Source organism: Sphingosinicella microcystinivorans, from assembly GCF_003634215.1.
GTDB lineage: Bacteria > Pseudomonadota > Alphaproteobacteria > Sphingomonadales > Sphingomonadaceae > Sphingosinicella > Sphingosinicella microcystinivorans.
This window is the reverse complement of the sequence record NZ_RBWX01000010.1, coordinates 56,782-71,257: the sequence shown is the minus strand read 5'-3', so window position 1 is coordinate 71,257 and position 14,476 is coordinate 56,782. Positions and strand designations below refer to the sequence as shown.

The 14,476-nt window shown below is 60.3% G+C and carries 14 protein-coding genes; 4 read left to right on the top strand and 10 right to left on the bottom strand.

Going from position 1 to position 14,476, the window contains the following annotated elements; all coding sequences use genetic code 11:
* Nucleotides 1-32: 32 nt before the first annotated feature.
* The 3 genes from DFR51_RS15035 to DFR51_RS15025 all read right to left on the bottom strand — a co-directional run bounded on the left by DFR51_RS15035 (nt 33) and on the right by DFR51_RS15025 (nt 4,166).
* The gene (locus DFR51_RS15035; RefSeq protein WP_121052699.1) at nt 33-2,570 is read right to left on the bottom strand and encodes a TonB-dependent receptor plug domain-containing protein; all 2,538 of its coding nucleotides are present in this window, start codon (nt 2,568-2,570) and stop codon (nt 33-35) included.
* A gap of 82 nt (nt 2,571-2,652) precedes the next feature.
* Nucleotides 2,653-3,603 (bottom strand): FecR family protein, encoded by a 951-nt coding sequence (locus tag DFR51_RS15030; RefSeq protein WP_121052697.1) that lies wholly within the window; start codon nt 3,601-3,603, stop codon nt 2,653-2,655.
* Nucleotides 3,600-4,166: an RNA polymerase sigma factor gene (locus DFR51_RS15025; RefSeq protein ID WP_160119263.1), complete on the bottom strand. Its 567-nt coding sequence runs from the start codon at nt 4,164-4,166 to the stop codon at nt 3,600-3,602. Before DFR51_RS15025 ends, DFR51_RS15030 begins: the two co-directional genes overlap by 4 nt.
* Before the next feature lie 356 nt (nt 4,167-4,522).
* Between DFR51_RS15025 and DFR51_RS19615 the strand changes: the two genes are divergently transcribed.
* The gene (locus tag DFR51_RS19615) at nt 4,523-4,774 is read left to right on the top strand and encodes a glutamate synthase-related protein (protein WP_420853123.1); all 252 of its coding nucleotides are present in this window, start codon (nt 4,523-4,525) and stop codon (nt 4,772-4,774) included.
* On the opposite strand, the gene DFR51_RS15015 is transcribed toward DFR51_RS19615, so the two are convergent.
* From DFR51_RS15015 to DFR51_RS14995, 5 genes are all read right to left on the bottom strand, one after another.
* On the bottom strand, nt 4,688-6,004 hold the full coding sequence (locus DFR51_RS15015) for an NAD(P)/FAD-dependent oxidoreductase (RefSeq protein WP_121052693.1): 1,317 nt from the start codon (nt 6,002-6,004) through the stop codon (nt 4,688-4,690). The genes DFR51_RS19615 and DFR51_RS15015 overlap by 87 nt on opposite strands.
* A 6-nt stretch (nt 6,005-6,010) precedes the next feature.
* Nucleotides 6,011-6,697: a type 1 glutamine amidotransferase domain-containing protein gene (locus tag DFR51_RS15010; RefSeq protein ID WP_121052691.1), complete on the bottom strand. Its 687-nt coding sequence runs from the start codon at nt 6,695-6,697 to the stop codon at nt 6,011-6,013.
* Between the two features lie 83 nt (nt 6,698-6,780).
* Nucleotides 6,781-7,779, bottom strand: a complete 999-nt coding sequence (locus tag DFR51_RS15005) for an aromatic ring-hydroxylating oxygenase subunit alpha (protein ID WP_160119264.1) — start codon at nt 7,777-7,779, stop codon at nt 6,781-6,783.
* 124 nt (nt 7,780-7,903) lie between these two features.
* Complete coding sequence (locus DFR51_RS15000; RefSeq protein ID WP_121052687.1) at nt 7,904-8,314, bottom strand: M55 family metallopeptidase; 411 nt, start codon at nt 8,312-8,314, stop codon at nt 7,904-7,906.
* 144 nt (nt 8,315-8,458) lie between these two features.
* Nucleotides 8,459-8,950 (bottom strand): Lrp/AsnC family transcriptional regulator, encoded by a 492-nt coding sequence (locus tag DFR51_RS14995; RefSeq protein ID WP_121052685.1) that lies wholly within the window; start codon nt 8,948-8,950, stop codon nt 8,459-8,461.
* Between the two features lie 102 nt (nt 8,951-9,052).
* Here DFR51_RS14995 and DFR51_RS14990 point away from each other — a divergent pair, with 102 nt between their 5' ends.
* Together DFR51_RS14990 and DFR51_RS14985 are read left to right on the top strand one after the other, a co-directional pair.
* Nucleotides 9,053-10,447, top strand: a complete 1,395-nt coding sequence (locus DFR51_RS14990; RefSeq protein ID WP_121052683.1) for an aminotransferase — start codon at nt 9,053-9,055, stop codon at nt 10,445-10,447.
* On the top strand, nt 10,437-11,840 hold the full coding sequence (locus DFR51_RS14985) for an aldehyde dehydrogenase family protein (RefSeq protein ID WP_121052681.1): 1,404 nt from the start codon (nt 10,437-10,439) through the stop codon (nt 11,838-11,840). Before DFR51_RS14990 ends, DFR51_RS14985 begins: the two co-directional genes overlap by 11 nt.
* A 253-nt stretch (nt 11,841-12,093) precedes the next feature.
* On the opposite strand, the gene DFR51_RS14980 is transcribed toward DFR51_RS14985, so the two are convergent.
* Nucleotides 12,094-13,077, bottom strand: coding sequence for an NADPH:quinone oxidoreductase family protein (locus DFR51_RS14980; protein ID WP_126494962.1), 984 nt, complete (start codon nt 13,075-13,077; stop codon nt 12,094-12,096).
* Between the two features lie 208 nt (nt 13,078-13,285).
* Nucleotides 13,286-13,846 (bottom strand): nuclear transport factor 2 family protein, encoded by a 561-nt coding sequence (locus tag DFR51_RS14975; protein ID WP_121052677.1) that lies wholly within the window; start codon nt 13,844-13,846, stop codon nt 13,286-13,288.
* A 147-nt stretch (nt 13,847-13,993) separates the two neighbouring features.
* On the opposite strand from DFR51_RS14975, the gene DFR51_RS14970 reads away from it, so the two are divergent.
* Nucleotides 13,994-14,473, top strand: coding sequence for a MarR family winged helix-turn-helix transcriptional regulator (locus tag DFR51_RS14970; protein ID WP_121052675.1), 480 nt, complete (start codon nt 13,994-13,996; stop codon nt 14,471-14,473).
* The last annotated feature ends 3 nt before the right edge of the window (nt 14,474-14,476 follow it).

The following is a 14,476-nucleotide window of genomic DNA, read 5'->3' as shown; positions in this document are numbered from 1 at the left end:
CCGGCTACGCGTTGAAAGCGTGCGAAGAAGGCTTACCATGTCTTGCTGACTCCAAGGCTGATGAAACGCCCGATAGGGGTGTAATTCGTCGAGTCGTAGGGCGTGTCGTAGTAGAGCGTCGTCCGGATCGGATCGGGACGCGCGTTGAGGACATTCTCGGCGGCAAGCACAAACTCAAGACCGCCGAGGAGACCGCCGCCACGCGGTGTCTCGAAGCGCAACGCGAGATCGAGCGTTGTCATCCCCTCGACATCATCGGCAGGCATCTGCCGCACGTCGGTAACCCCGCCGGTATAGTTGAGATGCGCGTTCAGCCCGAGTGGCCCCTTGCTCCAGTTTGCACCGGCGCGTGCACGCCAGTGCGGCGGGTTGAACAGCCGGCCTGCGAGCGCGACCTCGGGCTGTAGTGCGGTGCGCCGCTGCGTGCTTTCGAGCCAGGTCGCGTTTAGCGAAAGGCTGAGCACGCCTCCGGCCATGGGGGTTTCGTAGCTGGCCAGTGCATCGAAACCGCGGATCGTCTGATGCCCGGCATTGACGTAGCGGTTGTTGACAATCGCAGTCACCGAAGCCGGATCAAAGTCTCCGCCCGTGCTGTTGAAGAAACTGTCCACCGAGGCGATTGCTGCATTCACGGCGCCCACGTCCGGATCGCGCGAAACCAGATCGGCGTAGGCGGGATCGCTGAGCGCCTGCGCCGTTGTCACGATCGGTGTGACGATGCGGTTCCGGTAGCGCGTTTCAAACCAGCCGAGCTCAAGCCGTGCGCCTGCGATCGAAGCAGGTTCGAGCACGACCGATGCCGACCAGGTTCGGGCACGCTCGGGTGCGAGCGCGGTGTTGCCGCCGATCAGCAGCAGCGCGGTTGCGCCGGACGTTGCGGTGCCGCCGAGGCGGGTTGCGGGGACGAGCGTCGCGGACGGAGATTGATAGAGTTGCAGGAAGGTCGGCGCGCGAAACGACCGGCCCCAGCTACCCTTCAGCGTCACACCGGCGAAGGGCGCGTAGATGAGGCCGAGCTTGGGCGTCACCACCGTATCGATATCGGGATAATGCTCGTAGCGCAGCGCACCGCTGAGGTTCAGGCGGTGGACGCCCGGGATAGCCATGGCCGGACCGACGAACGGCAGATTGAGTTCGGCGTAGGCAAAGTTGCTGTCGCGCGTTTCGTCGATGTCGAGCTGCGGTGCGAGCGCGCGGCGCAGTTCGAATGCATTCTGCCGGTAACCGCCGCCGACCGCGAGACGTGCACTGCCGCCGGGCAGCGAAAACAACGGACCATCCGCGGCAAGTTCGATCGACGTCGCGGAATTGCAATAGCAATTGGGGCCGTTCAGCAGCACGCTGTCGCCAAGGATGTTGGCGATCGTGAAATGGACGCGGTCCTCGCCGTACATGGTGGAGAGGCCGGCGCGCCAGCTGCCGAGATCCACCTTGAGCGCGGGCGCGATGGCAAAGGATGTGCTCCGCGTCCGGTTTTCCGCGCGGCTCACGTCAAGGTCACCGGCCGTGTTCAGCGGGAAGATCGATGCCTTCCAGCGCTTGTTGTAAAGCGCATCGAAGGCGAGCGTGACCTTGTCCCCGATCGTCTGATGCCCGCTCACAAGCCCGTTGTGGTGCTTGAGAAACGGAAACAGCGTCACACCCGGTGTGACGTCGGCGGCATAGCCGCGCTGCCGCGCGACAATCGGCGAGATGCGCGAGAATTCATAGGCGCCCATGAGACCGCCGCTGTCCCAGGTGCGGCCGGCCAGAAGTCCGTACTGCTGCTGCCCGTTGCCGCCGTCGGTCGATGCGCCCCAGCGCGCCCGCGTGCGAAGGCCGTCGAAATCGCTGCGGAGAATGATGTTCGCGACACCGGCGACAGCATCCGAGCCGTAGAGCGCCGATGCGCCGTCCGCGACGATCTCGATGCGGTCGACGGCATCGAAGGGAATCGCCGAGATATCGACGCTCTGCAGCGCCGACGAATAGGACAGCCGATGGCCGTTGAGGAGCGTCAGTGTGGCATCGCTGCCAAGCCCGCGCAGGTTGAGCGACGCGCCGCCGCCGATGTCGACGCCGCTGGCTTCGGGCACATTGTTCCCGATGCCAGGGTTCTGTCCGCCCCCGAAATTCTGCGGCAGCGCCCGCATCGCGTCGGCGAGACCCGCCTGCCCCGCCGCGCGCATCTGGTCGGCGCTGACCGCGATGACCGGCGAGGCAATGGGCGCACCGCGAATCCGCGTGCCCGTGACGACGATCGGTTCATCGACGCGGCGGATTACGAGCGCGCCGTTCACACGCTCTGCAACAAGCCCGGTTCCCGCAAGCAGTGCGCGCACGGCGGCGTCGGGCGCATAGGCGCCGCGTAGCGCCGGCGCCGCAAGTCCCTCGACGAGCGCCGCCGGCGCGATGATTTCGGTGCCCGACCGCGTTCCGATTTCGCCGAGCGCAGCACCAAGCGCCCGCGCGGGCATATCGTAGGTCTGCGCATACGGTCCCTGCGCGAGCGCCGGTGCGCTGCCCGCCAGCAACCAGAGCGCGATCAGGCCCTGCCTCACGGCAGTTCTCTGCCGTTTCTTCTGCGTCATTTATTCCTCCCTGTGGACGCCTCGGGATGAAGCGTTCAGGGCGGTTGACGCCGGGGGCGGCAAACCCCCTACGCGATTTTCGTTATCTTCGTGCCTGCAGCCGGATAATGCCGCCCGGTTCGCGAACGACCGCGAGATCGAGCGTTGCGGCAAGCTTGTCGGCAAGGCGCGGATCGCCAAGGCGCATGGTACCCGAGACCTTGAGCGCGCCCAGCGCCGGATCGGCCAGTTCGATGCGAGCGCCCGGCGACCGGTTGGCCTCCGCAACAAGCTGGCCAAGCGGCAGGCGTTGCGTCACCAGAAGGCCCTCGGTCCAGCGCGCGGTGGCCGCAGGAACTGGCCTGATTCCTGCCCTCCCGTCCTTCGCCACAATACGCTCGCCCGGGTTCAGCGTCGCAGGTTTTGATGCGTTCGCCGCGCTGACATCGACCACACCTTCCAGAAGCGTCACTTCGGCGCCGGTATCACCCGCCGCGACGTCGAAGACGGTGCCCCGCGCCACGACGCGGGTGCCGGCGGCAAACACGACGAAGGGCCGCGCGGCATCGTGCGCAACAACAAACCGCGCCCGGCCACGATCCAGCCGGATCCGGCGCTCGGCGTCTGAATATTCCACGGCAAGCGCGCCGCCACCGTCCAGAAGCACGGACGAGCCGTCCGCGAGCCCCCATGCCCGCCGTTCGTGATCGCCGCTCGCAAGCGCAAGAACGTGCGCCGGGGCCTGTTCGGGCAGCACGGGCGATCCGGCCGACAACAGGCTGACGCCGAGCAGGAGGAGAACGATCGCCGCCACGGCTGCCAGTGGTTTCCAGCGCACGGATGTTCGCCTGTCTGCCGGCTGCTTCCGAAGGCTGCTGCGGCCGGCTGTGTTCCAGATCTCCTCGATCTCGCGGTAGGCTCTCGCGTTTTCAGGAACCGCGTACCAGGCCTCGAACGCCAGGCGGTCATTCGCAGCTTCGGGGCCGCGCATGCGCGCATACCAGTCGCTTGCCACGGCGACGCGGTTGTCGCCATCCACGGACCGGGGCGTCACTCCGCCTTGCCCAGTTCGCGGTGAAGCGCGCGCAGCGCGAGCGAAATATGCTTCTCGACGGTTTTGACGCAAACGCCCATGCGCGCCGCGATCTCGGGGTAGGTCAGCTCCTCGAAACGATGGGCCATGAAAATCTCGCGCGTTCGTTCAGGGAGCGCCAGAATAGCAGCATCCACGCGGCGAAGCATATCCCGTGCTTCGAGTCTGGCGAGCGGGTTCTCCGTCCCCGGAATTTCCTCTATACTTACGGAAGCCCGATCTCCTCTCCGTGCCTGCTGCCGCGCCGTATCGCGCAGCAAGTTACAGGCAATACGCGTCAGATAGGCGCGCGGTTCGTCAAGGACATGCTGCGTGCCTGCAGAGCGACCGAGAAAACGTGCAAAAACGCTCTGGACGAGGTCTTGCACCGCGTCTGCCTGTCTGGTTCGGCGCCCGAACAAACGACGTAGGCGCGGCGCTTCTTCGCGATAAAGCGCCGCTACGTCTGCGGCCTTCGCTTCTGCAACGCGCGCATGAAATTCGTCATCGGCGGGATCGGGTGCACTCCAGAGATTCAGCTGCATCGAGCCACCCCGCAGCCGGCTTCCCGCCCGCCTTCCCTGCTCTCCCGCTGCCTTGCCACGATCCGATGCCTCCCTTGCGAGGCACGGCGAAAAGCCGGGTGATGAGAACATGCTTGAGGCATGCGTCGGCGCCTTTAGTCCGCAAGGACCTGTACATACGCGCCAACCACCCGGCAGAATTCCGGCTACTGGACTCAAGCGAGGTTCTCACGCCTCGGCGCCGCAGTATCCGGCAGCGCCAGCTCAGGATAAATCAACGACTTCGAATTGCAATACTAAAAATAGACCATTCTTGGCAAATAATACCAAGTCAAAATCTGCTGTAAGAAAGTTAACAACTTTTTCTACAGGTTACTTTGTCCATACACCTCCAATTATCGACACAGCATTGCCTCCGAACGCAGGGCGCAAAACCGGGGAAAGGTGGAATCCTGCCCGCGGAGAAGATCACTACAGAGATTGCCGTGACCCGGGGTATCCCGATGGGAGAGGATTATATTTCTCCATTACAGTCCACATACTTAATAATACCGATCAAGCAACCGAATGGCAGGAAACGCAAAGTTTCTCATTGCGAACGCTGTCAATTCGGGAGCCGTTACGACTGATGGCTCAGTGATTGGCATCGCGCAATTATCAGGACCATATTGTAGAAGATTAGCAGCCTCCGCTCCAATCGCAGTTGCATTGGCAATACCCTGACCCGAATAGCCATAAATGGTGTAAGCATCATCGCCAAGGCGCAGTATCCTTGGCAGGCGATCTTTCGTTACGCCTACATAGCCTGACCACGCGTGTTCCCAGTGAAGTTCCGGGAGATTTTTATAAACTCGCCGAAGTTTACGCTCGAAAGGTTGTGCCACTCGAGCCGGGTCGCCCGGTCGCAAGCGCGGTGGAACTGTAGTGGTAACTAAACGATTGCCTCCCTCGACCATAACCCAGAACAGATTGTTCAAATTTGCATCTGTGTAGGGCATTCCTACTGGGTTTAGTCGGTTGGCAATTTCGTCCGATAACGGCGACGTGCTCACCATGGAGAGTGGGACGCGATAAAAATATTTCTTCAATACGGGCCAGAGCCCATTTGAGTAGGCGTCAGTAGCTATCAACAGCGATCGAGCGACGACGCTTCCGCGTTCAGTATTTATAGTCCAGCGCCCCTTTGTACGTTCGACTGACAGCGCCTGCTGCCCACAGAAAAGTGCGGCTCCCCTTTGCACGGCGGCGCGAGCCAAACCCCTGGTGTAAGATAACGGATTCAGGCGTCCTGCTGCTTCGAAAAGAATGCCACCAAAAAAGCGGTTCGTACCGGTAACCTCGGCAGCGCCACAGACGTCTAGTACCCGGACCGGATTGGAGTATCTCGCCCAGTCATCAGCGAGATACGACAGCATCGGAACAACAGCCGGCTTTTGCGCGACCATTGCAATCCCACAGGGAGTCCAATCGCAACAAATGCCATATTTGAGAATGATACAATCCAGCAGAGGGACCGCTCCTGCCAGCATCGTGTTCATCCGGGCCCCTCTATGGCTCCCGTATGCAGCGACGACCTGGGTGGGAGAGCTGGCCGGCCAGATACCCACAACACCAGCCGCATTTCGTCCTGAAGCGCCGTATCCTGGTGCGTAGGTTTCGATAATCGCGACAGGCACACCAGCTTCCGCCAGCGCGAGCCCTGTACTCAGTCCCGTATAGCCGCCGCCGACAATCGCCACTTCCGTAGTGTGGGTCTGCTCTAGAGTGCCGGCTGAAATCTCCGGCTCACCGCTAGTTTGCTCCCAAAGCACACGCTCCAAGGAATCTGTTCGGTCAGCAAAAGTTTGCAGATATGACATCTGTATTTATGAGCAGCCCAAGCCCACAAGTACCGCCCTCGCAAGAGGTGCTGCCGAAGCCGGATTCTGGCCGGTCATTATTCGACCGTCAACCACCACGTGTCGGTCTAGCGGCGCTGCGCAAGAATACTTGGAACCGAGGCTCTTCAACAGATCTTCGGGAAGAACAGGAACGATCTCCGCCACCCCAAGCATCCGTTCCTCTTCATTACTTACTGCAGTAACAGCAGCTCCCTTCAAAAGGTTCTCGCGGCCGGCGGCGCGAGCATTCGTCAATCCAAGCACGCCGTGGCATACACCTGACACAATGCCGGAATTGTTGAATATTGTTTCGGTAACCGAACGAGCAGCTTCACTTGGAAAAAAATCCCAAGCCGCACCCAGTCCACCCACAAAGAATACGGAATCATATGCATTCGCATCTACATCATCCAATCGGAGAGTATTCTGCAATTGCGCTGTCACAGCTCGGTCATTGATAAAGCGATTACCCTCTTCACTTAACCAAGGGCTGCTTAGGCTTAGTTCATCGATCGGCGCTGCTCCTCCAGAAGGAGAAGCGATATCGATCGTCAAACCAGCTGAACGGAAAACAAAATAGGGGGACGCCAGCTCTTCAAGCCAAAGACCGGTTGAGCGACCAGTGTTTCCAAGGCGATTATTTGAGGTGACGACAAAAATAATCTTTGACATTTTTAAATTCCCGAAAAATCACATCAAATAATTACTATATAAATTATGAAATATATATAATATTTCTTATATATTTTCTTTAATTAATATAAAAATTCCTTTGCGTGATGCGATCTTGGAAACTGCCGAAGATAATTAAAGAAACGAGCAAGCGGCTTATCACTTTCCGTGAGTACGCCGGGACGGAAATGCCCGTAGGAGAAAACCGGCAAATCCTGCATCGCAAAATCTTGTTCCATAGCGAGCGCCCATCGCCCCCAACTTTCCGCCTCGCGCCGTGCAGAAATAGTGTTATCTTTCAAGTGCGTTACACAAATGTACCATCCTGTTGTGAAACCTGCGCGCTCTATACCAAGTGGCGCTAATAAGCCGAACCACCTTCCGTCAAACAGACCTTCTTGAAAGAATACTGTTGTTCCCCAAATACCCCAACGAAAGTCAATAGGCTCCTTATTCCAATGCGCGCCCTTGAACGGATAGACAACATGACTGTCTGTCCATTCAATTTCGTCATTGCGAGGCCAATCTCCGTCGGGCTCTAGACCGTGGAGCAGTTTGAAATGTTGAAAATCAAGAGTGTTGCAGCAAACCATCCAGGGATCGATCGACCACTCTCCAATATATTGAACAATAACATTTAATTCTTCATCTGGATATTTAAAATCTGGAAGTGACCACGTTGATTCGTGGCCGTTGAACGCCCAGATCATGCCGTAACGCTCAACAGTAGGAAAGTCGAACAGCTTGGTATCCTTCGGCGCACGATCTCCAATCCCAGTTTTCAAACAACGACCTGTATGATCGTACTCCCACGCATGAAACGGACAAACGACTTTATTATCGATAATTTTACCTTGAGCCAGCCCCGCGCCAAAGTGCAGACAGTACCCACTTTGGACGTGCGGAGTCCCGTCATTCTCGCGCCAGATAATGACGTTACCATCAAGGAACGGTTTGCCAATAATTTCGTTCGAATTTACATCGCCAGATAAGCATATCGGATACCATGACTCAGAGAATCCCCCCGCGCCCTCGCGCGGGATGTCTCTCACTTGACGCTTCGGCAATTCGACAATACTCATAGCAATTTCCTTGAAATTCAAATTTTTAATGAGCATTTACGAGTGCTATTTTTGACTTAAATAATGCTCAATATTGTCGAGAGCTGTTACGATGCTCAAACGAGAAAGGGATTCCGCATCTTTCTCACTGGCATTTACTGCAACGAAGCGCGACCAATAGTTGATCGAGCACGCGGCTGGACCTGCCGCCCACGCTCATCCCGCCGGCGAGGTAGCCTAGGAATATCGCACCGTCGAAAGTGCCGTGGTCGATCCCTTCCATCGTCGACAGCCGTCGCAGCCATCCGCGGACAAGCTGGACATAATCTGGCATCGCATCGGGCAGGATGTTCTGCGCATTGCCGTGCGAATCCGACACGATGATCTCGTCGCAGCCATGAGCATGCGCCGTTTCTGCCGCCGTCAGCACGGTGTTGGTCATCCACCGGCGCGCGGAGTCATATTCCGATGCGCCGGGCATGGTGTGCGCCGCCGACGTGACGTGAACGATGCCTTCGATGTCCGCCGAAATGTAGAGCCGCACAATGTCACCCATGCGCAAATGTCGAAATCATCGACGACATTAGGCGATGACGGAAAAGGACGGCTTCTTGCGACGGGCGCGCGCGAGAAGAATCGTCTGGCGCGTCCGCTCGCGGCAAAGGAAAGTGCGAGGGCGCGTCCCGGGCGCCCGCCCGCGTCAGTCGACGGCAAGGTCGTCCGCCAGCCGCACGGGACTTGCTTTCTTCACTTGCCGCATCGTGACCAGCGTTTTGAACGATTTCACATTTTCGTCGCCGTAGAGCACGCGGCGGGTCATTTCCTCGAAACTTTCCATATCGCGCGCCAGCACGCGCAAGGCAAAATCATGATCGCCGGTGACGTACCAGGCCTCGACGATTTCGGGCACTGCCGCCAGCTTGCGGATGAACCCGTCAATGATCTCCCTCCGTTCCCGCTCTAGCGCGACCAGCACGATCATCACCAGCGGCCAGCCCATTGTCTTGGGCGCGACGATCGCGACTACGCGCTCGATCGCCCCGCCCGCGCGCAGGCGCTGGATGCGGCGGTAACAGGCCGGTGCGGACAGCCGCGCAATTTCCGACAGTTCCTCCGCCGACGCGCGGGCATTGGCCTGCAACGCTTCAAGCAGGCGATAGTCGACCGCATCAAGGCTTAGAGTCTTTGTCATCGAGCACCTCTCAGTCGATAAACATTATTGCCGAACACGCGCTTATGCGAATTGCTTGCTGCGTGATGTGCTAATTTCTCTCGAAATACGAGGAGATTTCACATGACGGCACTCGACACGATCAAGGAGATGGACCGGGCGACTGTCCTACACCCCTTTACCCATGCGAAGGATTTCGCCGCCGGTGTGGGCGATTGCTATGTCGTGGAGACCGGGTCGGGCGTGCGCATCAGGGGTGCCGACGGATCGCAACTGATCGACGGCTTCGGCGGCCTCTATTGCGTCAACGTCGGCTATGGCCGCAGCGAAGTGGCGGAGGCGATTTCGGAACAGGTGCACAAACTCGCTTATTTCCACAGCTATGCCGGCCATACGACCGAAGCGCTGGCAACCCTGTCCGACCGGCTGGTCAAAATGGCCCCGGGCCGCATGAGCAAGGTGTTCTACGGCCTGTCCGGGTCCGACGCCAACGAAACACAGGCCAAGCTCGTCTGGTATTACAACAACCTGCGCGGCAAGCCGAAGAAGAAGAAAATCCTGTCGCGCGAGCGCGGCTATCATGGCTGCTCGGTCATTTCCGGTTCGATGACCGGCATGTCCTTCTATCACGACTATATGGACCTGCCGCTGCCGATCGTCCGGCACGCCGGCGTGCCGCACCATTATTGGGGCGCGCATAAAGGGGAGAGCGAGGAAGCCTTTTCCAAGCGCCGCGCCGCCGAACTGGACGCGCAGATCGAGGCCGAAGGACCGGACACCGTCGGCGCGTTCATCGCGGAGCCGGTGCTGGGCACGGGCGGGCTGACGCCGCCCTCCGCCGGCTATTGGGATGCCATCCAGCCCGTGCTGAAAAAGCATGACGTGCTGCTGATCGCCGATGAAGTTATCTGCGGCTTCGGGCGCATCGGCACGCCCTTTGGCAGCCATCGCTTCAACATCGAACCCGACCTGGTGACCTGCGCAAAGGGATTGACCAGCGCCTATGTGCCCATGTCGGCCGCGATCATTGGCGAGCGCGTCTGGGAAGTTGTTCGCGACGGCGCGGACAAGGTCGGCGCGTTCAGCCACGGCTACACCTATTCCGGCCATCCGCTCGGCGCTGCGGCGGCCAATGTCTGCCTAGACATTGTCGAGCGCGAAGACCTGGCCGGCAATGCCGAGCGCGTCGGCGGCTATCTGCTCGAACAGCTCCGCAAGGCGGTGGGCGACTATGAGCTGGTTGGCGAAGTACGCGGCATCGGGATGCTGGCGGCGGTCGAATTCGTTGCCGATCGCCAGGCGAAGCGCCGCTTCGACCCGGCACTGAAAGTCGGCGCACGGCTGTCGGCGGAAGCGCGGCGGCGGGGCCTGATCACGCGTGCGATGCCGCATGGTGACATCCTCGGCTTCGCGCCACCGCTGGTCCTGACCCCGGGCGACGCCGACGAAATCGTCGCGATCGTTAAGGCGTCGGTCGATACCGTCGTCGATCAGCTCACTCGGGAAAATGCGCTCTGACATGGTGAGCGTGCTGGCGGTCGACGACATGCTTACAGTGCTGAACCCCGATGACGGATCGGTTGTCGGGGAAGTGCCGCTGAGCAGCGCCGCCGATGCGGAGCGCGCGCTGTCGGCGGGCATGGCGGCGCTGCGCCGTCCGTTGCTACCCGCGCACGAACGCGCCCGCATCCTGAACGACGTCGCCGACCGCGTTGCGCGCGATCAGGAAGCGCACGCCGTCCTGATCGCGACCGAAGGTGTGAAGACGATCCACGAGGCGCGAGGGGAAGCGCTGCGCGCCGCCGAAACGCTTCGGCTTTCCGCGCAAGAGGCAAAGCGGCTGGCGGGCGGCACGGTTGCGATGGACCAGGCGCCCTCGGGTGCTGGCCGTACCGGCTGGTGGGTGTGCCGCCCGGCCGGACTGGTCGTCGCGATCACCCCTTATAACGACCCGCTCAACCTGGTCGCGCACAAGCTGGGGCCAGCCTTTGCCGTCGGCGCGCCCGTCATCCTGAAACCGCATCCGCAGACGCCCTATTCGGCTTTGCGGCTGGTCGAACATTTCCATGCCGCCGGTGCACCGGCCGACATGATCCAGATATTGATCGGCGGCGGCGATCTGGGCGACCGGCTGGTGGTCGACAGTCGTCCGCGCGTCATTTCCTTCACCGGCGGTCGGCAGGCGGGGGGCGCCATCGCGCGCCGCGCGGGGATCAAGCGGCTGGCGCTTGAACTGGGCGGAGTGGGTACCGTCGCCGTCGCGGCGGACGCCGATCTGGACCGCGCCGCAGCCTGCATCCATTCCGGCGCTTTCTGGGCGGCGGGGCAGAATTGCGTCCATGCCCAGCGCATCATCGTCGACGACAGGATGGCCGGGCCGCTCACGGAGCGACTAATCGCCTTGACGAAAGCGATGTCACTGGGCCCCAAGCTCGACGATGCGACCGACATGGGCCCGATGGTCGACAAGGCGGCAGCGACGCGCGTCGCCGCCGCGATCGCCGACGCACGGCAGGCGGGCGCGCGGCTCCTGATCGGCGGAGAGGCGCACGGCACGCATGTGCAGCCGACTTGGCTTGCCGGTCTGTCCACCGACCATCCGCTCATGACGCACGAGATTTTCGGCCCGGTCGCGACGCTGGAAACCGTGCCAGACGATGCGGCACTGCTCGACCGGCTGGGCGGCGCGGCGGATGCGATTCATGCGGGGCTTTTCACCGGATCGCTGGGACTGACCATGGCCGCGCACGAGCGCGTGAACGCCGCCGCTCTGATCGTGAACGACTCCACGGACTTCCGCATCGACGCGATGCCCTTTGGCGGGATCGGCGCGGCAGGGCTGGGCCGCGAAGGCGTCGCGGACGCGGTGAGCGAACTCACGGAGAAGAAACTGATGGTGTTGCGCGCCTGACGCGGCAGCGCGTTCGGACCCAGGGAACAACGACCCCGGCGCATGGTTGAAGCCTAAGGCTTACAAGGACTTTTCCGGCATTATGTAGCAAACGCACCAAGGGAGGCTGAGGTGACATTGTGAAAGTGGTCCAGTTGCAAAGTTAGTATTTCCGACGGATTTTCCTTGATGAGGAGCCACGTCGATGAAGACGCAGCGGTTTGTCAACCGGCGCGGGATCGTCGTACCCGCGCTTACCCCGCGACAGGGCGCCTTATTCCGCTATTGTTTTGAGAACCATATGTCCGGCAGATTGTCCCGATGAGGCCTGCTTCATGGCCATTGCGAACTCATCGAACTCGAAAAGCCTTCCGACGCGCGGCCTGATCAGCCCGTTCCTGAAAAAGTCGAACATGCAGTTCATCGCTCTTGGCCGCAGCCCAGGATCACGGTCCAGCGCTTGCTTCGATTCCACGCCCATGAGCGAGGCGCCCTTCAGAAGCGGAAGGTTGGCGTTCAGGGTGGGTATAGTCCCGGCTGCGAACCCTACCACCATGTGTCGCCCACCCCACGCCAAAGACCGGAAAGCAAGCTCAAACAAATTCCCGCAGACCGGATCGATCACGATGTCGGGACCGCAGCCATCGGTGGCATCGCGAACGGCGTCGCGCCAACCGGCTGGATTGCTGTCAATCGTGACGCTCGCACCTGCGGACAGGGCTGCAGCGCGCTTCTCTGCGCTCGAGGCCGACGCTACGACCCGCGCGCCCAACGCGCGGGCAAGCTGCACCGACGCAGAACCAACGCCGCCGCCAGCGCCCAGCACCAGAACCGTTTCCTGCGGCCCGATATGCGCGCGTTCTACAAGCGCATGATATGCAGTGATGTAATTCACCTGCACAATGGCCGCTTCGGAAAAGCTCATCTCGTACGGGATCGTCAGCGCTGCGGATCCAGGCACTACGACGCGCTCCGCATATGCCCCGCCAAGCGGCATCACGCAGACCCGCTCGCCAATGCGCGATTGATCTCCCTCCGGCCCCACCGCCTCGATTACGCCCGCACATTCGCTGCCAGGAATGTAAGGCAAGGCCGGTCTGTTCTGATGTCCTCCGCAGGCAATCAGCACATCGACGAAGCTGACGCCCGCAACGTGCACTCTGACACTGACTTCATCACGCTCAGGCTCCCTGACCTCGACGTTGTCGAGCCTATAACCGTCCAGCGCCAGCAGATGCCGTGATACGATTGCCTTCATGTTTGTCCTCTTTTCGATCGTCAGACACAGCCCGGCAAACACCACGGCTTATTCAGGATGGATCACCAGATTTAGAATTTCAGATATATTTCAGCAGCAAAAGATACGGTGTTCGATCGCGATTTCATGATCACGACGATGCTCTACTGGGTCACGAACAGTTTCGTATCGTCCGCACCGATATTCGCGACATGTTTCGCGCGATACGCTAACCGCCCGACTGTTCCAGAGACGGGGCAGTTGCCCAGTTCGGCAGCTTTTCAGGAAAATCCGCCTCGCGCCAATTGCCGCCAAGGCCGATCCGCTTGCGCGTAGGGAAATGCTGGATGAAGTCGGCCATCTCCATGTAATACAGGAACGACAGCGTTCGCGCCGCGAACTTCCAGCGCCCACCCTCCCGACGATAGGCATCGTTGTACCGGATGCCGGCGATGCTGGCCTTGCCGTGCGGCGTGGTTTCTGCGTGCGCCAGAACGAGCCCTTCGGCGCGATCGGGATTGGCATCGTCGAACCGGATGATGCGGTCATGCGTCCAGTGGAATCCCGGTCCCCGGATGCCAAGGATGTTGCGGAACATCGTCATCGCCTCGTCGCGGCCATTTGCGTCTAACAAGCGGTCGAGCGAAAGTAAGCGCACATCCGCGGTGAAGCAGCTTTCCAGCAGCGCCAGGTCGCGGTCGTCGCATGCGATGCAGTAGTTGGTGCAAAGCTCGGCGATTTCCGCGCGGGCTTCCAGACGATCGAGCCGGCGTTCGAGTGACAGTGTCATGGCTTTTCCATTCTCCCGGCGGTCCGCTATCACAGAAATTTATATCGATATTGATATAAATTCACACTCAACAAGTCCAGTAGGACATCACGAAAGCGCGTTTTTAAACGCCTACATTTCTGCCACAGTCGCGCGATGAGCCAGACAATGCCCAAAGTGCTTCCTGCCGATCTTCCCCCGCTGGAGGACCGCCTCTCATTCAGTTTCCACCAGATCACTGCCCAAATGGCGCGTATCTGCAATCCGCTGTTCCGGTCCTATGGCATCGATGTCATCAGCGCCCGGATTCTTGTGCTTACGCTCGAGGCGGACGTTCTGGAAGTGTCGCGCGTGCGCAAGCTTATGCACTTGCCCCATTCCACCCTTGCCCATCAGATCCAGCGCATCGAGAACCACGGCTATGTGATGCGCGCCCGTTCCAAGGTCGATGGCCGCGCGATCACGCTGACCCTCACGTCCAAGGGCAACGAAGTCGCCCAGGCCTGTGAAAGACTGAGTATCGCTGTGCATCAAGCCGTACATGCCAGCCTGACGGCGATGGAGATCGCAGCGATGCAGTCCGGCACGGCCAAAATCCTGAGCGCGCTGTCGCAACTGGGTGAGAACGACGGCGCGGATAGCGCCTGACAG